The sequence below is a fragment of the Enterobacter sp. GER_MD16_1505_Eko_090 genome (assembly GCF_003331015.1).
Lineage (GTDB): Bacteria > Pseudomonadota > Gammaproteobacteria > Enterobacterales > Enterobacteriaceae > Enterobacter > Enterobacter roggenkampii.
This window is the reverse complement of record NZ_PUQF01000005.1, coordinates 20,670-42,975: the sequence shown is the minus strand read 5'-3', so window position 1 is coordinate 42,975 and position 22,306 is coordinate 20,670. Positions and strand designations below refer to the sequence as shown.

Annotated in this window: 20 protein-coding genes, 1 pseudogene and 1 riboswitch; of the genes and pseudogenes, 9 read left to right on the top strand and 12 right to left on the bottom strand. The window is 53.4% G+C overall.

Going from position 1 to position 22,306, the window contains the following annotated elements:
* Positions 1 to 11: 11 nt before the first annotated feature.
* Together C6A40_RS07140 and C6A40_RS07135 are read right to left on the bottom strand one after the other, a co-directional pair.
* Positions 12 to 1,388: a diaminobutyrate--2-oxoglutarate transaminase gene (locus C6A40_RS07140; protein ID WP_014884533.1), complete on the bottom strand. Its 1,377-nt coding sequence runs from the start codon at positions 1,386 to 1,388 to the stop codon at positions 12 to 14.
* Between the two features lie 332 nt (positions 1,389 to 1,720).
* The gene (locus C6A40_RS07135) at positions 1,721 to 2,728 is read right to left on the bottom strand and encodes a LacI family DNA-binding transcriptional regulator (RefSeq protein ID WP_045334403.1); all 1,008 of its coding nucleotides are present in this window, start codon (positions 2,726 to 2,728) and stop codon (positions 1,721 to 1,723) included.
* A gap of 238 nt (positions 2,729 to 2,966) precedes the next feature.
* Between C6A40_RS07135 and C6A40_RS07130 the strand changes: the two genes are divergently transcribed.
* The gene (locus tag C6A40_RS07130) at positions 2,967 to 4,208 is read left to right on the top strand and encodes an MFS transporter (RefSeq protein WP_045334405.1); all 1,242 of its coding nucleotides are present in this window, start codon (positions 2,967 to 2,969) and stop codon (positions 4,206 to 4,208) included.
* Between the two features lie 16 nt (positions 4,209 to 4,224).
* Positions 4,225 to 5,658 carry a glycoside hydrolase family 32 protein gene (locus C6A40_RS07125; protein ID WP_045334407.1) on the top strand — a complete coding sequence of 478 codons (1,434 nt, stop codon included), beginning with the start codon at positions 4,225 to 4,227 and terminating at the stop codon, positions 5,656 to 5,658.
* 78 nt (positions 5,659 to 5,736) lie between these two features.
* Here C6A40_RS07125 and C6A40_RS25085 read toward each other — a convergent pair whose 3' ends face one another.
* A complete protein-coding gene (locus tag C6A40_RS25085; RefSeq protein WP_063448250.1) occupies positions 5,737 to 6,198 on the bottom strand; it encodes a hypothetical protein in 462 nt (153 codons plus the stop codon).
* A gap of 222 nt (positions 6,199 to 6,420) precedes the next feature.
* Positions 6,421 to 7,494, bottom strand: coding sequence for a YadA C-terminal domain-containing protein (locus tag C6A40_RS07115; RefSeq protein WP_045334410.1), 1,074 nt, complete (start codon positions 7,492 to 7,494; stop codon positions 6,421 to 6,423).
* A 792-nt stretch (positions 7,495 to 8,286) separates the two neighbouring features.
* On the opposite strand from C6A40_RS07115, the pseudogene C6A40_RS25540 reads away from it, so the two are divergent.
* Positions 8,287 to 9,493: pseudogene (locus tag C6A40_RS25540) on the top strand (integrase).
* A 103-nt stretch (positions 9,494 to 9,596) separates the two neighbouring features.
* Here C6A40_RS25540 and C6A40_RS25535 read toward each other — a convergent pair.
* The 3 genes from C6A40_RS25535 to C6A40_RS07090 all read right to left on the bottom strand — a co-directional run bounded on the left by C6A40_RS25535 (position 9,597) and on the right by C6A40_RS07090 (position 11,539).
* On the bottom strand, positions 9,597 to 9,860 hold the full coding sequence (locus tag C6A40_RS25535; protein ID WP_047074910.1) for a hypothetical protein: 264 nt from the start codon (positions 9,858 to 9,860) through the stop codon (positions 9,597 to 9,599).
* Positions 9,850 to 10,977 carry a PAAR domain-containing protein gene (locus tag C6A40_RS07100; protein ID WP_045337224.1) on the bottom strand — a complete coding sequence of 376 codons (1,128 nt, stop codon included), beginning with the start codon at positions 10,975 to 10,977 and terminating at the stop codon, positions 9,850 to 9,852. The genes C6A40_RS25535 and C6A40_RS07100 overlap by 11 nt, the downstream gene beginning before the upstream one ends.
* Positions 10,978 to 11,290: 313 nt before the next feature.
* Positions 11,291 to 11,539: a hypothetical protein gene (locus tag C6A40_RS07090; RefSeq protein ID WP_072050951.1), complete on the bottom strand. Its 249-nt coding sequence runs from the start codon at positions 11,537 to 11,539 to the stop codon at positions 11,291 to 11,293.
* Positions 11,540 to 11,775: 236 nt separating this feature from the next.
* Here C6A40_RS07090 and C6A40_RS07085 point away from each other — a divergent pair, with 236 nt between their 5' ends.
* The 4 genes from C6A40_RS07085 (at position 11,776) to C6A40_RS07070 (ending at position 14,642) form a co-directional block, all read left to right on the top strand.
* A complete protein-coding gene (locus tag C6A40_RS07085; protein WP_072050952.1) occupies positions 11,776 to 11,952 on the top strand; it encodes a DUF3606 domain-containing protein in 177 nt (58 codons plus the stop codon).
* Between the two features lie 200 nt (positions 11,953 to 12,152).
* Positions 12,153 to 12,250: riboswitch (TPP riboswitch) on the top strand.
* 35 nt (positions 12,251 to 12,285) lie between these two features.
* The gene (gene thiM / locus C6A40_RS07080) at positions 12,286 to 13,056 is read left to right on the top strand and encodes a hydroxyethylthiazole kinase (RefSeq protein WP_021241475.1); all 771 of its coding nucleotides are present in this window, start codon (positions 12,286 to 12,288) and stop codon (positions 13,054 to 13,056) included.
* A complete protein-coding gene (gene thiD, locus C6A40_RS07075; RefSeq protein ID WP_045337228.1) occupies positions 13,053 to 13,853 on the top strand; it encodes a bifunctional hydroxymethylpyrimidine kinase/phosphomethylpyrimidine kinase in 801 nt (266 codons plus the stop codon). The genes thiM and thiD overlap by 4 nt, the downstream gene beginning before the upstream one ends.
* 42 nt (positions 13,854 to 13,895) lie before the next feature.
* On the top strand, positions 13,896 to 14,642 hold the full coding sequence (locus tag C6A40_RS07070) for a GntR family transcriptional regulator (protein WP_023325645.1): 747 nt from the start codon (positions 13,896 to 13,898) through the stop codon (positions 14,640 to 14,642).
* Here the strand turns inward: C6A40_RS07070 and C6A40_RS07065 are convergent.
* From C6A40_RS07065 to C6A40_RS07055, 3 genes are read right to left on the bottom strand one after another with little or no spacing between them, the layout of a single operon-like run.
* Positions 14,616 to 15,569: a PfkB family carbohydrate kinase gene (locus C6A40_RS07065; RefSeq protein ID WP_032675184.1), complete on the bottom strand. Its 954-nt coding sequence runs from the start codon at positions 15,567 to 15,569 to the stop codon at positions 14,616 to 14,618. The two genes, C6A40_RS07070 and C6A40_RS07065, sit on opposite strands and share 27 nt — an antisense overlap.
* On the bottom strand, positions 15,566 to 16,570 hold the full coding sequence (locus C6A40_RS07060) for an ADP-ribosylglycohydrolase family protein (protein ID WP_045337230.1): 1,005 nt from the start codon (positions 16,568 to 16,570) through the stop codon (positions 15,566 to 15,568). The genes C6A40_RS07065 and C6A40_RS07060 overlap by 4 nt, the downstream gene beginning before the upstream one ends.
* Positions 16,567 to 17,844, bottom strand: coding sequence for a nucleoside permease (locus tag C6A40_RS07055; protein ID WP_044597925.1), 1,278 nt, complete (start codon positions 17,842 to 17,844; stop codon positions 16,567 to 16,569). The genes C6A40_RS07060 and C6A40_RS07055 overlap by 4 nt, the downstream gene beginning before the upstream one ends.
* A gap of 250 nt (positions 17,845 to 18,094) precedes the next feature.
* Here C6A40_RS07055 and fbaB point away from each other — a divergent pair, with 250 nt between their 5' ends.
* Complete coding sequence (gene fbaB / locus C6A40_RS07050; RefSeq protein WP_008500869.1) at positions 18,095 to 19,147, top strand: class I fructose-bisphosphate aldolase; 1,053 nt, start codon at positions 18,095 to 18,097, stop codon at positions 19,145 to 19,147.
* A 53-nt stretch (positions 19,148 to 19,200) separates the two neighbouring features.
* On the opposite strand, the gene yegS is transcribed toward fbaB, so the two are convergent.
* Positions 19,201 to 20,100, bottom strand: a complete 900-nt coding sequence (gene yegS / locus C6A40_RS07045; protein ID WP_021241471.1) for a lipid kinase YegS — start codon at positions 20,098 to 20,100, stop codon at positions 19,201 to 19,203.
* Between the two features lie 141 nt (positions 20,101 to 20,241).
* Here yegS and C6A40_RS07040 point away from each other — a divergent pair, with 141 nt between their 5' ends.
* A complete protein-coding gene (locus C6A40_RS07040; RefSeq protein ID WP_045337231.1) occupies positions 20,242 to 20,742 on the top strand; it encodes a DUF523 domain-containing protein in 501 nt (166 codons plus the stop codon).
* A 161-nt stretch (positions 20,743 to 20,903) separates the two neighbouring features.
* On the opposite strand, the gene trhP is transcribed toward C6A40_RS07040, so the two are convergent.
* Positions 20,904 to 22,265: a prephenate-dependent tRNA uridine(34) hydroxylase TrhP gene (gene trhP, locus C6A40_RS07035; RefSeq protein ID WP_008500866.1), complete on the bottom strand. Its 1,362-nt coding sequence runs from the start codon at positions 22,263 to 22,265 to the stop codon at positions 20,904 to 20,906.
* Between the last annotated feature and the right edge of the window lie 41 nt (positions 22,266 to 22,306).

Sequence of the window (22,306 nt, the reverse complement as noted above, 5' to 3'; positions counted from 1 at the left end):
AATAACTCCGGTTACGCCGGGCGAACGCCCGCAGCAAGCAGTGCCTGCTCAAATTTATCCAGGAAGATCTTCAGCTCTTCATCGCTGATCAGCAGAGAAGGCAGCAGACGCAGAACGATACCGTTACGACCACCGCGCTCCAGAATCAGACCGGCTTCGAAGCACTTCTTCTGAATCAGTGCAGACAGCTCGCCGTCGCCCGGGAAGCAGCCCATGTGGTCAGCGGCTTCGTGCGGCTTAACGATCTCAATACCGATCATCATGCCCAGACCGCGAACGTGACCGATAACCGGATAACGTTTCGCCATCTCTTTCAGCTGGCCTTTCAGCCATTCGCCCTGTGCCGCCACTTTGCCTGCGATGTTCTGGTCTTTCAGGATTTTCAGCGTCGTCAGACCGGTTGCCATCGCCAGCTGGTTGCCGCGGAAGGTACCGGTGTGGTGACCTGGCGCCCATGCGTCGAACTGCTTTTTGATGCCGAGCACGGCCAGCGGCAGACCGCCACCGACGGCTTTAGACATCACGATGATGTCTGGCTCGATGCCCGCGTGTTCGAAGGCGAAGAATTTACCGGTACGGGCAAAGCCAGCCTGAACTTCGTCGAGGATCAGCAGAATGCCGTGTTCCTGAGTCACTTTACGGATGCGCTGCAGCCACTCAGCCGGAGCCGGGTTCACGCCGCCTTCGCCCTGAACCGCTTCCAGGATCACCGCAGCAGGTTTACGCACGCCGCTTTCAACGTCGTTGATCAGGTTATCGAAGTAGTAAGTCAGCGCTTTCACGCCCGCTTCACCACCGATACCCAGCGGGCAACGGTATTCGTGCGGGTAAGGCATGAACTGCACTTCTGGCATCATACCGTCTACCGCTTCTTTCGGTGACAGGTTGCCGGTCACGGACAGTGCGCCGTGGGTCATGCCGTGGTAACCACCAGAGAAGCTGATGATACCGCTACGGCCGGTCACTTTTTTCGCCAGCTTCAGCGCTGCTTCAACGGCGTCAGCACCGGATGGACCGGTGAACTGCAGGCAGTACTCTTTGCCCTGGCCAGGCAGCAGAGAGAGCAGGTATTCGGAAAACGCGTCTTTCAGAGGCGTTGTCAGATCCAGAGTATGTAACGGCAAGCCGCTGGTAATGACATTTTGGATGCTTTTCAGCACATCAGGATGGTTATGGCCAAGCGCAAGGGTCCCTGCACCTGCTAAACAGTCAAGGTATTCTTTATTATCTGCATCGGTGATCCACACGCCTTCTGCTTTAGTGATAGCTAAAGGCAGTTTGCGCGGATAACTCCTGACGTTAGATTCAAACTCGGCCTGACGGGCCAGATAGGTTTCGTTGCTTTTGTGGGCATCTACGGTGTCAATACGGACTTTATCCGTCATCATATCACTCCTACAACCGCCGCTTCGTTATGAGCCACGATTGAATAAAAAGTTAAAAAACAGAAGGGGCCTGAAAAAAACGCCGCCAATATAGAGCCTTTTGCCACGGGGCTCAATGGTTAATTTGTTTACTGTTTTGTGACACGTGTGTATAGCGAGGAAATATCCCCTTTTTTAAAATGAAAATTGTATTTTATGCCAAGTAAAAACAGCTAGTTACAGGCTATTTGCCCGGTGTGTAAAGTCGCAGAAAAGAGTGTGACAAATCGTGCCATTGAACGGCATAAAAGGAGGGAAGCTTTCCCTGTTTATCCGGCAGGTGCAGAAAACGGTGCTCACGTTACCTGTGCAACGGAATCACGCAGTAAAAATGGACTTTCTACGCGCGTGGTTTCCTGATGTTCTTCACCGTTAATAATATGCAGGGCGCTCAGGCGACCAATTTCATAGTGCGGCAGTTGTACCGTCGTGAGAGGAGGAAGGAACAACTCCCCAATGCCCACCATATTGTCATAGCCGATCACCGCGACGTCGTCCGGTATACGAAGCCCTTGTCCCAGTAGCGTCTGGTACACCATAAACGCGATACGATCGTTACCGCAGATAACGGCGTCGAACCTGGGAATGCCATTCTGCATGTGCGCCAGCAACACGGCCGGAATGTCGCGATAGTGCTCATCGCCGAGTGCCATATAGCAGTGCTCCAGGCTGTCCGGATCGAGCCCCGCTTCACGGCATGCACGCTCCAGCCCCTGACGACGGCGGGTTGTGGCCAGATGCCCCTCAGGTAAATGCAGGCAGAGAGGGCGTCGATAACCCTCCGCGAGTAACGCCCGCACGGCGGTATATTGCCCCTGCTCATCATCGGGAATATAGCTGGCGACCTTTTCGCCGTCGCTTTCGCAGTTGGCCAGCACGCAGGGAAGGGTGAGGAGTTTGGCCGGGAGAGGAACCTGACGTAACCCCATGGTGGTGTAGATAATTCCGTCTGGCCGATGAGAGAGGAGAAGGTCGACAATGGCGTCCGGATTGTCATCGGTAAACATATTCATCACGAAGCTGTTCCAGCCGTGCATTCTGGCCGTCTCTTCAATAGACAACGTGATCTCCACCGAGAACGGCGTCGTCACCGTATCGAGCGCCAGTACCCCTATGGTTTTAGGCGAGGCATGCGCGCCGCGTATTTTCTTGGCGGACAGATCGGGCACGTAGCTGGTCTGCTCGATAGCCAGCTGAACGCGCGCCAGCGTTTCCGGCTTAAGGCGCTCCGGGCTGTTCAGCGCGCGGGAGACCGTCATCAGCGATACGTTAGCCAGCTTTGCGACGTCCTTCAGGGAAGCCATTGTCTTACTCCGTGAATGTTCTGCGTGAAAGGGTATACAACTAAGTCGCTGATGTAAAAGAAAGGCTGATGCCCAGGCCGGGTCATGTTTACCTCAGTGATGAATATTTGATCGCGATCTCATTCTCTTAATGTTAACGTTAACTTTCGTGATTAACATCTTAAATTTCAGCCAAACAGCATGAGAAAACGTAAATGTTAACGTTACCATTGCGTCATTACTCCAACATGAGAATGTCATGATGAAAACGCATCACTCTCACAGCTACCCTTTATTAAGCGCATTACTGTTTTTCTTTTTTGTCACGTGGTCATCTTCCGGCTCGTTGCTCTCTATCTGGCTTCACCAGGAGGTGGGGTTAAAGGCAGGGGATACGGGGGTCATCTATGCCGTGCTGTCTGTCTCCGCGCTGTGCGCGCAAATCTGCTACGGCTTCATTCAGGACAAACTCGGCCTGCGAAAAAACCTGCTCTGGTTTCTGACCAGCCTGCTCATTCTTTCCGGTCCGGCCTTCCTGCTGTTTGGTTATCTGCTGCAGATTAACGTGTTGCTCGGCAGTATTTTCGGCGGGATTTATATCGGGCTGACGTTTAACGGCGGGATTGGTGTACTGGAATCCTATACCGAGCGCGTGGCCCGCCAGAGTCAGTTTGAGTTTGGCAAGGCGAGGATGTGGGGATCCCTTGGCTGGGCGGTGGCAACCTTTTTTGCCGGTCTGCTGTTCAACATCAATCCGAAGCTGAACTTCGCGGTGGCGAGCTGCGCCGGGCTGGTGTTTTTTGTGTTGCTGGCGCGCCTAAGAGTCTCTTCCGCGCCGCACGCCATGCAGGAGGTGGTATCCGGCGGTAAGGTCACGCTGGAGGATGCCTTACGCCTGTTGACGCTGCCGCGCTTCTGGGCGCTGGTGTTTTTCGTTATTGGCACCTGTATTTACGGCGTTTACGACCAGCAGTTCCCGGTCTATTTCTCCTCACAGTTCCCGACGCTGCAGGAAGGAAACGCCATGTACGGCTATCTCAACTCCTTCCAGGTTTTCCTGGAAGCGGCGGGCATGTTCTGCGCCCCGTGGCTGGTGAATCGACTCGGTGCGAAAAACGGCCTGATTTTCGCCGGAATGGTGATGGCGATGCGTATGGTGGCATCGGGTCTGGTTGAGGGGCCGGTATTGATCTCCATTACCAAGCTATTGCACGCGGTGGAGCTGCCCGTACTGCTGGTCTCCATCTTTAAATACAACAGCCTGCACTTTGATAAGCGGCTCTCTTCCACCCTCTATCTTGTGGGCTTTGCCTGTACAAGCTCGGTGATTGCCTCGGTGCTGTCACCGCTCGCAGGCTACAGCTATGAGAAATACGGCTTTGCCCAGTCCTATTTCATTATGGGGCTACTGGTCTTCAGCACCACGTTTATATCCATCTTCCTGTTGCGCTCGGGCAAGTCCTCATCTGACCCGCTCATGCCGCAACCTTCCACCATCTGATCGAAAGAGTAGAGAAATGACCTATTCCATTACGAAAGCAGAACAGGAACTGCAGTCCAGGCGCGAAGGGCTTAACCTGCGCTGGTATCCCCGTTACCACCTCGCTGCGCGCGCTGGCTGGATGAACGACCCGAATGGCCTGGTCTGGTTTGACGGCTGGTATCACGCCTTTTATCAACACCATCCTTATTCGACCCAGTGGGGGCCGATGCACTGGGGCCATGCGCGCAGCAAAGATTTAGTTCGCTGGGAGCACCTCCCGGTCGCGCTGGCCCCGGAAGGGCCAGACGATAAGAACGGCTGTTTTTCCGGCTCAGCGGTGGTGGATGGCGACACGCTGGCGCTGATCTACACCGGCCACAAATTCCACGGCGATCCCGGCGATGAGGCTAATCTCTACCAGGTTCAGTGCCTGGCAACCAGCCGTGACGGCATCCATTTTGTGCGGCACGGGACAGTCATTGATACACCGCCCGGGCTGCATCACTTCCGCGATCCGAAGGTATGGCGTGAAGGGGCGTGGTGGTACATGGTCGTTGGCGCGCGAGAGGGGGATACGGGCCAGGTGCGTGTGTACCGGTCTGCCGATCTGCGCGAGTGGCAGGACAGGGGCGTGCTCGCGGTGGCTGAAAAGGAGCTGGGTTATATGTGGGAATGCCCGGACTTTTTCACTCTCAATGGTAAACGCGTGCTGATGTTTTCGCCTCAGGGACTGGCGGCAGACGGATTTAAACATCGCAATCTCTTCCAGAGCGGCTATCTGGTAGGCGAATGGCAGCCTGGTCAGCCTTTTGTGCGTGAAGGTGAATTTGTGGAGATGGACTACGGGCATGATTTCTATGCGCCGCAAAGTTTCCTGACGCCGGATGGCCGACGCATCGTCATCGGCTGGCTGGACATGTGGGAATCTCCCCTTCCGGAACAGGAGGACGGGTGGGCTGGCATGCTCTCTTTACCGCGCGAACTGACGCTAAGCGCGGATAACCGCCTGCAGATGCGGCCAGCCAGAGAAGTGGAAAGCCTGCGCGGGGCGTGGTTCCCCTGCCCGATAAGTACGCTTAATAACCAGCAGATGACGCTGGTGGAACACTGCGATGCGATGGAGGTCATTCTGCAGTGGGATTGCGCCAACAGCAGCGCGGAGCAGTACGGCATTCGTCTTGGCGACGGGTTACGCCTTTATGTTGATGCGCAGATGCAGCGCCTGGTGCTGGAGCGAGACTATCCGCAGTATGGCCTGTGCGGTACCCGAAGCGTCGCGCTTAACCTGAGCAACGCGCTTAATCTTCGTTTGTTCTTTGATAGCTCTTCCGTGGAAGTGTTTGTTAACGAGGGTGAGGCGTGCCTCAGCAGCCGTATATATCCTGATGCCGACTGCCGCGAGCTGGCGTTATTTGCCTGGACGGGAGGAGCATCGCTTATTCATGGCGGGGCGTGGCAGCTGGAGTAAATCTATTAACGAGCTAAAACAAAGCCCCATAAACATGGGGCTACGTAAATCTTATCAGGTGGTAGCATCCTGCAAAGATCACATTTTTGATAATTGTGCGTTTACAACTCTCTCTTTTTCGACAACCAGCTGCATAATATAGCTACCCTTGTGCCATGAACCTTTATTTGGCTTCCAGCCTTTCGAAAGCAGATATTCAGCAGCATCAGAGACAGGCTTATTCATAACGTGATCCGCATCACCTGATAACTTTTTTAAATCACCGCTTACTTTGGCTGGCTTGCTATCACAACGACCGGCAGCATCCATAACCTGAGTGCAGCCTTCAGGAAGGCGCCTGTGCGCTGACTGTGCAAGTTGAGCAGCATTCTCTAAAGCCTGTTTTTCAGCCGCAGCGTTAATGGCTGTGGTGCGGTTTTGCTCTGCAATATAACAAGCATCTTTACTCACTCCTTTGCTTTGACAATCAGCCATCCGTTGAGCTGGTGAGGAACACGCAGCAAGAGATAATATAGCCGCTACCATCATTAACTTTTTCATTATTGCCTCAGTAATTACAATTATAAATATAGGTGCCTAACATCAAGCCGATCCATATCCCTAATAAAATAAAAGTGAGATACAAAACAGCGGAAATAAAAATGTACTTTGTCATTTTTGTGCTAGCAGCAATGTATTGAGTTATAGTCAGCTAATTAAACTCAATGGTGAGTTTTTTGGCTGATTGGCGGTTTGCTGGCATTTTAATTTAATATTGTTAAATCACCATCCGTAAGATGCGGACGCCGCAACAATTTCATCACCGTTGGATGTACCTGATGTAGAGAGGGTAGCGGCTATATTCTCAGCGAACTTATGACGGTAACCGACTGCGTAACCTTGTGCATCTTTGAAGTTGGCAGCACCGACGGCAACCGCGTTATCGGTATCAACGTAATGCAAACCAGCAAGAGAAGCAGCGCCAGCGATACCAGCACGATATTCCTTGCGATCCTCATTCTGCTGATTCTCCAGAGAAGAGAACTTAGCGTTATTTTGACTCTCTAACGCAGTAATACGTGATTCATGATTCGCTAATTGTGCGCTGTGATTCTGAATCGTCGTTTCCTGCGTTTGCTGGCGTGACTGAACGTTAGCAACAGCAGCTTTGTTAGCAGCGGCTACCGTTTGTGCATCAACCGCTAAAAATTGCGCATAAGCGCCCGTATTAAATGCCTGAGTCGCTTTGTCAGAGGCATCCTGAAGGGCGTGATCTTGTCTATCCTGATCGGCGTCGAAAATGCTTTTATCTACCTTACCTGCCAGCGCTTGAGTGTTAGCATCTGCTTTGTTGTTCGCATTGGTAGCGGTGAGTTCAGCTTTATCTACTCTTGTGTTTGTATCAATGATTGCTTGACCGTTAGTAATAACGCCTTGTAAAGCCGCATCTGCTTTATTATTAGTGTTATCAATCAATATATTCTGTTTGTTATCAGTGATTGTCTGATCTGCTTTGTTATCGTCGACTTTCTGATTAAGGATAGCGTTAGCTTGAGTGTTAGCGTTTACGCCATCTTGAGCGGTGTTAGCTGTATCTTGTGCTTTATTAATAGCTGTATTTGCTCTGTCAATATCGCCCTGAAGGTTATAGATTTGCCCGTCTTGCTTAATGTTACTCCCCTCGATGTTATCAAGGTTGTAGGCGGTTTTATCGGTACCCTGAATTTGAATGTGAGCACCTGGATTATTGACGTTATCGTCAAGGTTTACGTTTACTTCCGCAGCATTTGCAGTATTCATTGAACCAGCGAACACAAAACCAAAAACAGCGATAGCTGTTGTATTTAAATAGTTCATTTTAAAGCTCTCATCATCACTACAAGAAAAAATAAAGTAAGGGCGCTATCCTGGCGGGAAGATACAACGTCTTGTTATATCTGAGTTAATTCACGATTAACGGTGGAAATTTTGGTTTGATAACTTATTTCGTAACGTGCAGTAACTATCTATGAATGTGTAATTTTGATTATTGATCTAAATCATAAATAGCAGGAATAGCTAAACGAGTCGATCCAGAAAGACCTGGCGTAATAATCTTATAATACAATAAGATAGCCTTTCATAATGGATGAGAGTGAAATTAGATATAAAACACCAATACATTAATTGTATTTAAGTGTTTTGATTAAAATGGGTTAATAATACACATAACAGTTTATGTAAATTTATGGGTTTTTGCCGATTATTTATTATCGAACCTTTCGTCAGCTTCGAATGAAAATGAACTCAGCTCATTTTTGTTCCGGGATATACCAGGAAAAAATATTTATGTTGAAGATGCTAGCGAAAAAGTGTTTAGGAAGATTCATAACGCGAACGCTGCCGTGATAAATCAAAACTCCTTGCGCCTGCCCTGTGGCCACGGTTACACTGATTGAGAACAATGATTTTAATAAATCATTGTTTTAAAAGCATTTTGACTCGGGGTGCCCTTCCACGTGAAGGCTGAGAAATACCCGTATTACCTGATCTGGATAATGTCAGCGTAGTCCCGGCGATCATCTAAGATATGAATCAAAGATTTGCATGGTTTTTTCTCTTCATTTTTTATGTTGTCACTCTCAGAGACAAACAAAATGACACACCCCGATCAATCACACCATTATCCGTAACGGGATCTACTACGTCAGCTTTCGCCTGCCGGGTCATAAATATTTCTGTCGGTCGTTAGAGACAGATAGCCACAGCCACGCGCAACTCTTGATGTCATTTGCATTTCCATCCATTCCATTAGTCAAACGTGGAACCATTCACCCGGCTCAGTTTGGTCAACGTCTTTCTGACTTCTGCAACCGCTTAAAGCAACAGAATGAACACTGGCTGGCGCTTGGAATATGTACAAAAAAGAGAAGGCCCTGAACTGGACGAAGGCAATCTCGCAGGCCAATGAGCGCTTTATGGAGATCCTGTTGATTGTCTTGGGTTCATCAACTGATGTAACCACGATTACAAAGCAGGACATTAAGCAGGTGATGGAAGTTGTAGAAAACCTGCCTAGGCGTGTTGTGCAGCCTTATCGGCCGATGACGGTTCATCAACTCATCGGGTGTGATGATGTTCCGTCAGAAGATTTGGTTGGCGCTGAGTTATCCACAAGCATTTGAAAATTTACAAATCGCTGTTTAAAACCTTCCTGACTGACAATAAAGATATTCTGGTTAAATCTCCGACTGATGGAGTAGTCGCCGCACCGTCGAAAGCGAGGTTTGGAACTTGCAGTGCAGCAGAAATGAGAAAGTTTGTGGGATGGGCACGAAAACAGCCTGATGGCTGGCAGAAGTGGATCACCTTGCTGTTGGCGTACACGGGAGCCAGAAGAGGGGAGACCGCCAAGCTGGAGAAATCACAGATCAAACTTGATGAAGATAGCCAGCGGCACTATCTCCTGATCGCTCAAGGAGGACAGGGTAAAACTGAGAACGCTACAAGGCAGGTGGCGATACATCCCAAACTGATCGAGTGGGGGTTCCTCGATTTTGTGAACCGCCAATAGAAAAAGATATTCTTCTCTCCTGTGTCGGGTAAGAACATGCCGAAGATCGGCAAAGTTTTAGGAGATATTAGAGATCAGCTTGGTATTCCGTACCTTGATGATTATGGGCAGCGGCGATTAGTGCATAGTTTCCGGCATACCATGATTTAAACCTTTTTCGCTGGTTGGTTTGGTAACCTGGCGCACTTGCAACAAGTGGTAGGACATGAGAAAAGCGCCTCAGAAATCACTAGGCGCTACCTGCATACGTTCCCCTTGTCCTCAGTTTCTTATGTGATTGACGGCTTGTGTTGGGAATCTTAACGGCTCCGCGCGTTGTCTTACCACCAACGGGCTTTATGCTTCTATTATCTAAAAGTGGGGAAAGGGTAAGGGGAAAAGGCTGGAGACCTCCAGCCTTTGGCGGTCATCTCACCTTCTTGAAGATGAGCAGAATCAGAGGTACGCAAACAGCGAAACCAACAATGGAGGCCAACGCTGAATCAGAGTGATTTTGCGATAGTTCCTTAATAAACCACGTGAATTGAGAAGGCGTAAACTCCCCGCCTTGGCTCATTGTCTCTGAAAAGTTAAGTGCGAAGACCAGATCGAAATACAGCACGATTACATAATACGCTATGCAGATCAGCGCAATGCTAACCCACCTGATCCAGAACTTTTTATTCATCATCGTATGTACTTCCCAACGATCCGCCTACTGTGCCGCCTGAGTATGGAGAAATTGAGCCAGCAACAGCAGCAGAATCAGCCGATACTTGTTGGATTTTTGCACTTCCCCCAATTGGTTGAGGGCTTTTGTTCTCAATGTTTGGATACTGCTGCTTGAACGTACTTGTCATCTCGACGACGAGCATTGAGGAGTAATCTGCACTCTTTTTTTCAAGGTAACTTTGCAGTGATACCGGGATAGTGAAATCTTCTTCTATCTCAATTGGTAGCTGTGTAGTCCTGGTGGTGTAACCGTGTTCGAATACCTTTGAACCAGCAAACTTGATCCCCTCGACTGAGTGAGTAGTACAGTTATTCCCAGTTACGTCATACTTATCAATCGTGCGGCCTCTACGTATTGTGCCGTCCTGCATCTTTGGTGTTTGAATCGGTGATACACCGTTATTCCATAATTTTTCGAAGAACTTACGGATTAATTCAGGATCAGCATCATCAATCCGAAATGCACGAGCACTCATTTCATAAAGTTCGTAACGGTAATACTTCCGTGCATCTTCATCTTGGAAGATGTCTAAAATCCCATCTCCGGTTAGCGTGCTTCTGTCTGTGCGTCCATAGCGTCCATAGGTGTAAAGGTAGATCGAGTTATTCTCATGCACCGAAACGAAAGCATGACCTGCACTTGTTGTTTCAGTCCAGATGTAAACGCCTTTCAATAGCCGGTTATCTGTTGGTTTACAGGTGTCAGCGAAGCTATCAGTTTTAGGAGCGGCAATCGGGCCAGGGAGAACGGGAAATTCAACGATGTGAGATTGGGTGGTTTCGGCTTTTGCTGGTTCTTTAGAAAATTCGTAAGTGTCGAAGATGGACGGAATAAAACGTGATTTGCAGGGGCAAGAGCTACGGCTATGCAGTGTTCCGGCTACTCTTTTACCGTGTATGTCTTGGTTTTCAAGCCCTCCCACTATGCGGAATCTACCCGCATGTTTACCACACGTCACTTTATGCCCTTCACAGGCCATGTCTTTATCGAAAAACTGATGATCGGTACATCCTTCAATAATCCGACCACCGCAAACAGTCTTATCGCCCCTGAATAAGTAGTGACCAATAGCCATTTATTTTTATCCTTGTGTTGCTTTGAAATCCTTAATGAAAGTGTAGGTTTTTGGGGCTGGCGAGTAAATGAGCAGTTGTAACAAAGTGATAGATGGTTACTCGCAACATGCCGCTGATGCAGTGGATCCTAGATGGCAAGGGCGATGATGCGATTATCAACATGTCAGCGCTGGCGCGTCGGCTGGGGTGTAGTCGTTCCAACCTGCTTGACCACATCCATACGCATGGATTCGACAGCACTATTAGGTACTACTTGAGCGAACAGCGACAACGGAAACTGAAAACATGAGAACCGGGTTAATCCCGGCTTTTTTAGCGCTTTTTATTCGATTGAGAAACAACCGAACCAGCTAAGGTTTTAATAACCTCGCTTGAACGTGGGTTTTTCAAAGCTGCTGATGCTTTGGCTTCCATGTTCGCGCCAGTCTGATTTTTTGTTCCTGCTTGTGATAGCACCGAACCCGCTAAACTTTTCTGAATTGCAGAGGCGTTTGGGTTGTTTAGAGTCTCTGCTGCCAGATGAGCTACATCTTTCGAGGATTGCTTATCATTGTTCGCCATTTCAACACCTATTCACGGGATGGATTTTTGGATATATTGTATTTTTTATATCAATAAACACAATATGTAGTAGTTATGATAGAAGCGAAGCGGCAAGCTTAGCAAGCTCGGAAAAAAAAGTTTTTACTGGTTTTATGACCAGTGTCAATTGTTTGATAACTGACCGTTTACGAAGTGGTAGAGAAGTCATATAGGTAGTGTGCAGGCATAAGCTTGTAATACTCAGGACAAACCAAATGGCAGATAACTTACAGCGTCGGCAGCCAGAAGATAAACGTTTCATCAGCTTGAGTGAATCTTGGGAAGTGGCATATTGGACCCAAGCGTTGGATGTTACTGAATCTCAGCTTAGGGCTGCTGTTAGAGCTGTTGGTAATGGCACCGCTAAGGTAAAAGCATATCTAGGTAAATAGGTTTGTGAAGGCATCTTCAATTGTGCTGTTGAGGCTGGAGAAACCCGGCCTTTTTTGTGTTCGGTGTTTGGTACTGTGAGCCACAACCTGGGACATAAGCTGGCACACAGAGCATTTTTTAGGGTTGAGTCTTTGGCTTCCCGCTGGCATGATCCAGAACAGCGATTAACGGGACGTTAATCGCAAGCTTTTGATTTTGTTTATTTGACTCGGGGTGCCCTTCTTCATTGAAGGCTGAGAAATACCCGTATTACCTGATCTGGATAATGCCAGCGTAGGGAAGTCAGATGCCTTCCCGGTCATCGCTTCTTCACGCAAGGCAGGAGCGAACCCATGCAGCCTGACCTGCTCGATTTACACGTTTTACACCACTTCCGAACCCGTTCTCCGCTGACCCATTGTATGACCAATGACGTCGTACAAACCTTTACGGCCAACGTTTTGCTGGCGCTTGGCGCATCTCCGGCGATGGTGATCGAGGCCGAAGAGGCCGAGCAGTTTGCCGCGATAGCCGATGCGCTGCTGGTTAACGTTGGCACGCTGACCGCGCTGCGCGCCCAGTCGATGCGTCGTGCTATTGAAAGTGCGGTAGCGGCAGGCAAACCCTGGACGCTGGACCCGGTTGCCGTGGGCGCCCTGGCGTTCCGCACCCGGTTTTGCCATCAAATCCTTGCCCTGAAACCGGCCGCCATTCGCGGCAATGCTTCCGAAATCCTTGCCCTCGCCGGGATGAGCGCGGGCGGGCGCGGCGTCGATACGACCGATACCGCCGCCAGCGCGGTGCCTGCTGCCCAGGCGCTGGCCCGGCAGATCAATACGATTGTGGTGGTCACCGGCGAGGTGGACTACATCACGGACGGGCAACGCACCCGAACGGTTACCGGCGGTGACCCGCTGATGACGCGCGTGGTGGGCACCGGGTGCGCGCTCTCTGCCGTTGTGGCGGCGAGCTGCTCGCTGCCGGGTGATCGGCTGGATAACATCGCCGCCGCCTGCGGATGGATGAAGCGGGCCGGAACGGTGGCCGTTGCGCACTCGCGCGGCCCGGGCAGTTTTGCCAGCGCGTTCCTCGACGCGCTCTACACGCTGGAGGAGCAGGCATGAAGCGGATTAACGCCCTGACCATTGCCGGCACCGATCCCAGCGGCGGCGCGGGTATCCAGGCAGACCTGAAAACCTTCTCGGCGCTGGGCGCGTACGGCTGCTCGGTGATTACCGCGCTGGTGGCGCAAAACACGTGCGGCGTGCAGTCGGTCTACCGCATCGAGCCAGATTTTGTTGCCGCGCAGCTGGATTCGGTGTTCAGCGACGTGCGTATTGATACCACCAAGATCGGCATGCTGGCCGAAACGGACATTGTGGAAGCGGTGGCCGAACGGCTTAAGCGCTATCAGGTGCAAAACGTGGTGCTGGATACCGTCATGCTGGCAAAAAGCGGCGATCCGCTGCTCTCCGCCTCCGCCGTCGAGACGCTGCGCAATAAGCTGCTGCCGCAGGTGGCGCTCATCACGCCCAATCTGCCGGAAGCCGCCGCGCTGCTGGGCGCGCCGCACGCGCAAACTGAACGGGAAATGAAAGAGCAGGGCAATGCGCTGCTGGCGATGGGCTGCGGGGCGGTGCTGATGAAGGGCGGGCATCTTGATGATCCGGAAAGTCCGGACTGGCTCTTTACCCGCGACGGCGAAGTACGCTTTACCGCGCCGCGCGTGCAGACCAAAAATACCCACGGCACGGGCTGTACGCTCTCGGCCGCGCTGGCGGCGCTGCGCCCACGTTATGAAAGCTGGGCCGATACGGTTAGCGAAGCAAAAGCCTGGCTCTCGGCGGCGCTGGCAAAAGCCGATACTCTGGAAGTCGGTCACGGTATTGGGCCGGTACACCATTTTCATGCATGGTGGTAAGCCAGTATACTGGCAGAATACATCACGCCTGAGAAAACAGAGATGGAACAAGCGCATACCCGGTTAATCGCTCAACTGAATGAACGGATCGCCGCGCCCGATAACACGCCGCTGTACCTGAAGTTTGCCGAAACGGTAAAAAACGCGGTGCGCAGCGGGGTGCTGGAGCACGGGAATATTTTGCCCGGCGAGCGCGATCTGAGCCAGTTGACCGGGGTGTCGCGCATTACCGTGCGTAAAGCGATGCAGGCGCTGGAAGAAGAGGGCGTGGTGACGCGCGCCCGTGGCTATGGCACGCAAATCAACAATATCTTCGAATATTCGCTGAAAGAGGCGCGCGGTTTTTCCCAGCAGGTGGTGCTGCGCGGCAAGAAGCCGAATACGCTCTGGGTCAACAAGCGGGTGGTGAAGTGTCCGGAAGAGGTGGCCAACCACCTGTCGATCTCCCCGGACAGCGAGGTCTTTTTGCTCAAGCGCATTCGCTATGTCGATGACGATGCGGTGTCGATTGAAGAGTCCTGGGTCCCCGTCGGGTTAATTCCCGACCCGGATGCGATTGGCATTTCGCTCTATGACTACTTCCGCAGTCAGAATATCTACCCGCAGCGCACCCGCTCAAGGGTGAGCGCCCGCATGCCCGACAGCGAGTTTCAGACGCACATTAAGATGGATGAAAAAATACCGGTGCTGGTGATCAAGCAGGTCGCGCTTGACCAGCAGCACCGGCCGATTGAGTACAGCATCAGCTACTGTCGCAGCGATCTATACGTCTTTGTGTGCGAGGAGTAGTGCCTCGCGCGTCGGGGCGCAATCGCCGCCGCGGTGGCTGACCACCCATGACGCCACGGCATTCCCCAGCAGAACGGCATCTGCCAGTGACCATCCCGCAGCCAGCCCGGCCAGCGTGCCGCCCGCGTGGCTGTCGCCTGCACCAATGGTATCCACAACCGTCGCCGGAAACGCCGGAACAACGCCCGAGGCGTCACCGTCATACCACGTAGCACCGTCTTTATCATGGCGCACGATCAGCGCGGCGCCAAAGCGCTGCTGCCACACTTCACCCAGGTTTTCAGCCTCCACACCCAGTCTTTCAGCCGCGAGCCCCGCTTCCTGACGATTGAGCGACACGATTGGCCTGCAGGCCATGATTCTCTCCATCAGCGCATCAGGAACATCCGCGATGCGTGGGCCGAAATCGATAAAGGCCGTCACGTCCTGTAATCCCTCCAGCCAGCCTGTCAGCAGCTCGCCGCACGGCGAGGCCAGCTGGTAGCCGGAGAGATAAACCAGGCTGTTTTGCGGAACGTGAAGCGCATCCAGCCAGCGCTGCTGCCACTGGTTTTCCACGCCGCTAAAGGACATAAAGGTGCGCTCGCCGTCAGGCTCTACCAGCGCCAGACACCAGCCGTTGTCGCCGGTTTCAGCCTCTACGGCGCTGTGCAGATCCTGCTTCGCCATGGCGTTGCGGATAATATCCGCCCACACGCCATGGCCGACGGGAAGGGCATTTTGCGCGGCGATCCCGAGGCGTTTCAGGGCGATGGCAATGTTCAGCGCGCAGCCGCCAATATTAACGCCCTGCTGCTTAAGTTCGATATCGCACCCGCGCCAGGGCAGGGCGTAGGCGTCGGCGATGACGTCAATCACCGCGGCGCCCAGCACCGTCACCGGGCGCGTGGCGTGCAGATTTTCGAGACGTTGAGCAAATGCCTTCATACGCCCTCCCTTTGCTCCCTGAAGCGCAGCAGTTTCTCGCAATAATGGCCGAAGTTGAGCTGGTTGACGGCGTCGAGTTCGGCTTTGAGCGCCGGATCAATCGCCTGCACGCCGTGGAGCGCGCCGCAGATGGCCGTCGCCATGGCGCCAATAGTGTCCGTATCACCGCCCAGATTGGCGCATAAGATGGCGCAGCGGTTCGGGTCGGTTCCTGCCAGTTCCACCATCGCAATGGCCGCCGGAACGGACTCAATGGTGCTGGTTCCCGCGCCAATCAGCTGATAAACCTGCTCGCTGGCGGACTCAATACCGTTGGCTTCCCGTACGGTCTTAAGCGCCAGCTCAATACGTGCCGCCAGCGACGCGCTGAAGGTGGTGGTTTTCATCTCCTGCGCATAGCGGGCGATCCCCGGCAGGGCATCAACGATGTTCTGCCAGCTTTCGCCGTCGATGGCGCGGGAAACCGCCCAGGCCATCACCACCGCGCCGGCAATCGCGAGGTCCGATTTATGGGTCGGGCTGGAGGCCTGCGCCACCTGTTCAACAAAGTGTTCCAGCCGCGTCGCCGGAAGGAGACAGCCCAGCGGGGAGGCGCGCATCGCCGCCCCGTTGGTCACGCCGTTGTTTTCCAGCGCGCTGACCGGCTTCCCGTCACGAATCGCATTCAGCGCGATTTTGGAAGTGGGGCCAAGCACGTTCTTGTTGAACGCGTCGAAATCGAGCGCCCAGTTCAGGATATGCTTGCCGATAACGTCTGCGTTAATCTCCCCGTCGCACTCGATGATCGCATCGGCCAGGCACAGCGCCATTGAGGTATCGTCTGTAAACTCTGCCTGCCTGAAATAGCAGGCCGCGTTATTTTCTGCCGGGCCGGGTAAAAAGCGGTCGATCCAGCCGAAGTGCGCCTTGACGCGCTTTCTCGGCCACAGTTCCGACGGCATGCCCATCGCATCCCCTAATGCCTGCCCGTAAAGGGCACCGAGAATACGTTCTTGTTTCATTTAACTTCCCCTTGTGTCAGCGCGGCATCGCCATCAACCACCGCAATTGCAGCGATCTCTTTGTCCGATTCGCGGAAAAACAGCATAAACAGCACGGCAATCACGGCAATCATGATCGCGCCAAATGTCCACATTCCGGCCCAGTTGAAGGTCAGCCCATTCACCGGCTCTTTGTAGGCGAACATTTTTTCCATCATCACGCCGCCCAGGCGGTAACCCAGCAGGCTACCAAAGCCCTGACAGCAGAGCGTAATCAGGCCCTGCGCGGCGGTGCGCATATGCACCGGCGCTTTTTTATCCACGTAGATATATGCGGTGACGTAGTAGAAGTCGTAGCTCACGCCGTGCAGCAGAATGCCGAGGAACAGCAGGGCGTAGGTGAAGTATTGTTCCGCACCGCCGTAAACGAAGAACCCGTAGCGGATGGCGGCGGTAATCAGACCCAGCAGCAAGACCTTCTTAATACCAAAGCGTTTGGTAAAGAACGGCAGCGCCAGCATAAAGAAGATTTCAGAGAACTGGCCGAGCGTCATCCAGCCGGTGGCGTTTTTCATCCCCACTTCAGTGAGATAGCCGTTGGCGAAAATGTAGTAGAAGGCCAGCGGCATGGCGAACAGGAACGAGCAGAAGAAGAACACGAGGAAGTTTCTGTCGCGCAGCAGGATCAGCGCGTCCAGCCCCAGCATCACTTTAAAGTCCAGCTTGCCGGTACTTTTTGGCGGTGTGTTCGGCAGGAAGAGGGCAAACACGCCGAGCAGGGCGGAGCTGGCGGCGGTCATGAGCAGGGGAATATTGGTATCGGAAATATCGCTATAGCCCAGCATCTGCGGCAGGAAGCCGCACGCCAGACCGGAGGCTATCCAGCCGAGGGTGCCCATCACGCGGATACGCGGGAAGTCGGCCTCGACGTCGTCCACGTTCGCGAAGGCAATGCTGTTGGTCAGCGCGATGGTGGGCATGTAGGTCAGGGAGTAAACCAGCAGCAGCGGGAAGAAGGTGCTGAACTGGGTTTGCTGTGCCGCGAAGTACATCAGAATCGCGCCGGCAAACATCAGCACCGCCAGTACTTTCTGTGCGGCGAAGAAGCGGTCCGTCAGCGATCCGACCAGAATTGGGGAGAGGATAGCGGCAATGGCGGTACAGGCATAAGACCAGCCGATTTCCCCGGCGGTAAAACCGCTTTTGCTCAGCCACAGCCACAGCGGCACAAACCACGCGCCCCAGATAAACCATTCAACAAACATCATGAATGACAGTTGGACTTTCGTTTTCATTTTTTAATCCTGCATGTCAGAGAGGGTACGCCTTTAACATACCATTCAATAATACCTTTTAAATACCTTTGTGGCGATTGTTTGATCAATGTAACAGTTTTGTTGTACACGAATCGAGCCAGCAGATTGTGCTGAAAAAAATTGCAAAGGGTGGAAAATCTGTTAAGTCGGTACCAGGCTTAGTCTGCCCATAAAAGATGGGACTGGATAAACGCACACCGACATGACGTCGAACTTACGGGAGTATCACATGACTGATATTGCGCAGTTGCTTGGCAAAGACGCCGACAGCCTTTTACAGCATCGTTGTATGACCATTCCAGCCGACCAGCTGTATCTGCCTGGTCATGACTACGTTGACCGCGTGATGGTCGATAACAACCGTCCGCCTGCCGTGCTAAGAAATATGCAGACGCTCTATAACACCGGTCGGCTCGGCGGCACCGGATATCTCTCTATTCTGCCGGTAGACCAGGGCGTTGAGCACTCGGCGGGCGCCTCCTTCGCGGCGAATCCGCTCTATTTCGATCCCAAGAACATTGTTGAGCTGGCGATTGAAGCGGGCTGTAACTGCGTGGCGTCCACCTACGGCGTGCTGGCCTCCGTCTCGCGTCGCTATGCCCACCGCATTCCGTTCCTCGTGAAGCTGAACCACAATGAAACCCTGAGCTACCCCACCGAATATGACCAGACGCTCTATGCCAGCGTCGAGCAGGCGTTCAATATGGGGGCGGTTGCCGTTGGGGCGACCATCTATTTCGGCTCAGAACAGTCTCGTCGTCAGATTGAAGAGATCTCTGCGGCGTTTGAGCGCGCGCACGAGCTGGGTATGGTGACCGTGCTGTGGGCGTATCTGCGTAACTCGGCGTTCAAAAAAGACGGCGTAGATTACCACGTGTCGGCCGACCTGACCGGGCAGGCGAACCATCTGGCGGCGACCATCGGCGCGGATATCGTGAAGCAGAAAATGGCCGAGAATAATGGCGGATATAAAGCAGTGAACTTTGGTTACACCGATGACCGCGTTTACAGCAAGCTGACCAGCGATAACCCGATCGACCTGGTGCGCTACCAGCTGGCGAACTGCTACATGGGCCGCGCAGGGCTGATTAACTCCGGCGGCGCGGCGGGCGGCGATACTGACCTGTCAGACGCGGTGCGTACTGCGGTTATCAACAAACGCGCGGGCGGCATGGGGCTGATCCTTGGCCGTAAGGCGTTTAAGAAATCGATGGCTGACGGCGTGAAGCTGATCAATGCAGTACAGGACGTTTATCTGGACAGCAAAGTCACGATTGCCTGACCTGAGGGCGAAGCGTAGGCCGGGTAAGGCGTAGCCGCCACCCGGCAATACCATCAGCGCAAAAGCACACAGTCTGGCGGCAACCGACACTGCAGCGCGCCGGGCAACACCTCAATGCGGAACTGCGTCCCGCTGAGCGGTTCCCCGTCGAGGTTAAAGGTCATCCCATGAGGGGCATTTACCTCAAACCACGCCGATTTCCCGTCAATGATATTCGGACTCTCTTCCGGCTGCGTCAGCGTGGTAAACAGCGCGGGCAGCAGGCCGTCACCCGTGAAAATCCGCAGCTGTAGCTGACCGTCATTGATCAGCGCCTCCGGGCACAGCTGCTGCCCGCCGCCGGCCTGACGACCATTACCGATGCCAATCACCAGCGCGTCGCCCTGCCACTGGAAATCTTCGCCGCGAATTTCGCAGCGGTCAGGCTTGAGGGTATCCATGCGCATCAGACCGTGGATCAGATACGACACGCCGCCCAGCGCAGCCTTGAGTTTTTCCGGCGTTTCGCTGGTGATGCGCGTGCCGAACCCGCCGGTGGCCATATTAATAAAGCAGGTTTTGTCATTCACCTGCGCAATATCTACCGCGGTCGCTTTACCGAGGATCGCCAGCTGAAGCGCTTTCTCTAACGCCTCGGGGATCCCGGCGCTGGTGGCAAAATCATTGGCGGTGCCGAGCGGTAAAATGCCCATCACCGGGCGGTCTGCCGGGGGCAGGTCGATCAGCGCTGACGCGATCTCATTGATGGTGCCATCGCCGCCGCCGGAAATGATGGTCTCAACGCCAAGCCCGAGGGCTTCATTGATATAGCGTGCCGCGTCGCCTTTTTCCCATGTTACTCTTACGTGGATGCGCGCGCCGTCGTCACGCAAACCCTGAATGGCCTGACGCAGCAGATCGTTGCCTGCACTTTTGCCGTTGAGAATCAATAAACTGTCTGGATAGGTTGCCATCCGCGCTGCTCCCTTTTTTAGCGTTAGTAAGAGTGTATAGCAGAGAGGGAAAAAGCGGGTAAGAACAGGATGAAAGGAACAAAACAGGCACAAAAGCGCGTTACACTTCAGCGATGAGATTAATGTAATCACAGGAAAGTGATGATGAATAAAATTTTGGTAAGCGCGTGCCTGATGGGCTTCAGGGTCCGTTATAACGGAAGTGAAAAAGCGCGAATGAACGAGCAACTCGCTCGCTGGCAACAGGAACAACGTCTGGTTATCCACTGCCCAGAGCTTGCAGCCGGGTTGCCTGTGCCTCGTCCACCGGCAGAGATTATGTCTGCTGATGGGAAAAACGTGATGCTCGGGCAAGCCAGAATTATGGAAAATACCGGGCAGGACGTGACCGCACATTATCAGCTTGCAGCCTGGCTCGCGCTACGCGCTGCTCAGGCGTCGGGGTGTAGCGCTGCATTGTTAACCGATGGCAGCCCAACGTGCGGCAGTGAGTTTATTTATGACGGATCGTTTCGCGGTATACAGAAAGCGGGGAGGGGGGTTGCGGCATCGTTGCTCGCAGAGCATGGGATCGCCGTGTTCTCAGAGAAGCAAATCGACGAACTCATTGCCTGGGTTGAGGAGAGAGAAGGCAAAAAATAAGCCCGCGTAAGGGAGATTACGCAGGCTAAGGAGGTGGTTCCTGGTACAGCTAGCATTTATGGGTTATGTTTTTCAGCGGGGGGATAATACCCGTATTGAACGAAGCGGTATGTGATCCGATTCTAAGAATTATCCCAGCGCGAAAAAATTTCCCTGATTGACTATTTGCCGTGTGGGTTTCGGGTGCTTTCACCGTTGAAGTTACGCATCAGCAGCGCGAACTTCAGCTCCACCTCTTCCGGAACCGGCAGCCAGACGGTGTGCCCGTCGCCCGGCGCGACCTCAATCGCTTCGCCTTTGCCGTTTTCCAGATGCTCCAGCGTGAAGTTCATGTTGCCCTGCGGGGTCATCAGCTCCAGGCTGTCGCCTTTGGTAAACTTGTTTTTCACCGCCACGGCCGCCAGCGCGCCTTTGCGCTCGCCGGTGAAGTCACCGACAAACTGCTGGCGCTCGGAAACGGAGTAGCCGTGCTCGTAGTTCTGGTAGTCGTCGTGGGTATGACGGCGCAGGAAGCCTTCGGTATAGCCGCGGTGCGCCAGGCCTTCCAGCGTTTCCAGCAGGCTGGTATCGAACGGTTTACCGGCAGCCGCATCGTCGATGGCTTTACGGTACACCTGTGCGGTACGCGCGCAGTAGTAATAGGATTTGGTGCGGCCTTCAATCTTCAGGGAGTGCACGCCCATCTGGGTCAGGCGCTCGACGTGGGCGATGGCGCGCAGATCTTTCGAGTTCATGATGTAGGTGCCGTGCTCGTCTTCAAAGGCGGTCATGTACTCGCCCGGACGTTTGGCTTCTTCAATCATAAACACGCTGTCGGTTGGCGCGCCGATGCCCAGCGTTGGCTCGACGTTAGTCACCGGGATCGGCTCGTGCTTGTGGACGATGTTGCCGATGTCGTCCTCTTTGCCTTCCTGGACGTTATATTCCCAGCGGCAGGCGTTGGTGCAGGTGCCCTGGTTCGGGTCGCGCTTGTTGATATAGCCTGAGAGCAGGCAGCGGCCGGAGTAGGCCATGCACAGCGCGCCGTGAACGAAGATTTCGATTTCCATATCCGGCACCTGGGTGCGGATCTCTTCGATCTCTTCCAGCGAAAGCTCGCGGGACAGGATGACGCGGGTCAGCCCCATCTGCTTCCAGAATTTCACCGTCGCCCAGTTGACGGCGTTAGCCTGTACGGAGAGGTGAATATCCATCTCCGGGAAGTTCTCCCGAACCAGCATGATTAAACCCGGGTCCGACATGATCAGCGCGTCCGGCCCCATATCCACCACCGGCTTCAGGTCACGGATGAACGTTTTCAGCTTGGCGTTGTGCGGCGCGATGTTGACCACCACGTAGAATTTTTTACCCAGAGCGTGCGCCTCGTTGATGCCGAGCTGCAGGTTCTCGTGGTTGAATTCGTTGTTACGCACGCGCAACGAGTAGCGCGGCTGGCCCGCATACACGGCGTCGGCGCCATAGGCGAAAGCGTAACGCATATTTTGCAGCGTTCCCGCCGGGGAAAGGAGTTCCGGTTTAAACATGTTTGTTCTCGTTCTGATGACAGGTCAGATCCGCGTGCACC

What these genes read in the sequence shown, in the direction of transcription:
- fbaB (WP_008500869.1), top strand. Translation starts at nt 18,095, where the DNA reads ATGACTGATATTGCGCAGTTGCTTGGCAAAGACGCCGACAGCCTTTTA.
- C6A40_RS07090 (WP_072050951.1), bottom strand. Translation starts at nt 11,539, where the DNA reads ATGGCGAACAATGATAAGCAATCCTCGAAAGATGTAGCTCATCTGGCA.
- C6A40_RS07115 (WP_045334410.1), bottom strand. Translation starts at nt 7,494, where the DNA reads ATGAACTATTTAAATACAACAGCTATCGCTGTTTTTGGTTTTGTGTTC.
- C6A40_RS07085 (WP_072050952.1), top strand. Translation starts at nt 11,776, where the DNA reads ATGGCAGATAACTTACAGCGTCGGCAGCCAGAAGATAAACGTTTCATC.
- C6A40_RS07065 (WP_032675184.1), bottom strand. Translation starts at nt 15,569, where the DNA reads ATGAAGGCATTTGCTCAACGTCTCGAAAATCTGCACGCCACGCGCCCG.
- C6A40_RS07040 (WP_045337231.1), top strand. Translation starts at nt 20,242, where the DNA reads ATGATGAATAAAATTTTGGTAAGCGCGTGCCTGATGGGCTTCAGGGTC.
- C6A40_RS07125 (WP_045334407.1), top strand. Translation starts at nt 4,225, where the DNA reads ATGACCTATTCCATTACGAAAGCAGAACAGGAACTGCAGTCCAGGCGC.
- C6A40_RS07140 (WP_014884533.1), bottom strand. Translation starts at nt 1,388, where the DNA reads ATGATGACGGATAAAGTCCGTATTGACACCGTAGATGCCCACAAAAGC.
- thiD (WP_045337228.1), top strand. Translation starts at nt 13,053, where the DNA reads ATGAAGCGGATTAACGCCCTGACCATTGCCGGCACCGATCCCAGCGGC.
- C6A40_RS07135 (WP_045334403.1), bottom strand. Translation starts at nt 2,728, where the DNA reads ATGGCTTCCCTGAAGGACGTCGCAAAGCTGGCTAACGTATCGCTGATG.
- trhP (WP_008500866.1), bottom strand. Translation starts at nt 22,265, where the DNA reads ATGTTTAAACCGGAACTCCTTTCCCCGGCGGGAACGCTGCAAAATATG.
- yegS (WP_021241471.1), bottom strand. Translation starts at nt 20,100, where the DNA reads ATGGCAACCTATCCAGACAGTTTATTGATTCTCAACGGCAAAAGTGCA.
- C6A40_RS07100 (WP_045337224.1), bottom strand. Translation starts at nt 10,977, where the DNA reads ATGGCTATTGGTCACTACTTATTCAGGGGCGATAAGACTGTTTGCGGT.
- thiM (WP_021241475.1), top strand. Translation starts at nt 12,286, where the DNA reads ATGCAGCCTGACCTGCTCGATTTACACGTTTTACACCACTTCCGAACC.
- C6A40_RS07060 (WP_045337230.1), bottom strand. Translation starts at nt 16,570, where the DNA reads ATGAAACAAGAACGTATTCTCGGTGCCCTTTACGGGCAGGCATTAGGG.
- C6A40_RS07130 (WP_045334405.1), top strand. Translation starts at nt 2,967, where the DNA reads ATGATGAAAACGCATCACTCTCACAGCTACCCTTTATTAAGCGCATTA.
- C6A40_RS25535 (WP_047074910.1), bottom strand. Translation starts at nt 9,860, where the DNA reads ATGATGAATAAAAAGTTCTGGATCAGGTGGGTTAGCATTGCGCTGATC.
- C6A40_RS07055 (WP_044597925.1), bottom strand. Translation starts at nt 17,844, where the DNA reads ATGAAAACGAAAGTCCAACTGTCATTCATGATGTTTGTTGAATGGTTT.
- C6A40_RS25085 (WP_063448250.1), bottom strand. Translation starts at nt 6,198, where the DNA reads ATGAAAAAGTTAATGATGGTAGCGGCTATATTATCTCTTGCTGCGTGT.
- C6A40_RS07070 (WP_023325645.1), top strand. Translation starts at nt 13,896, where the DNA reads ATGGAACAAGCGCATACCCGGTTAATCGCTCAACTGAATGAACGGATC.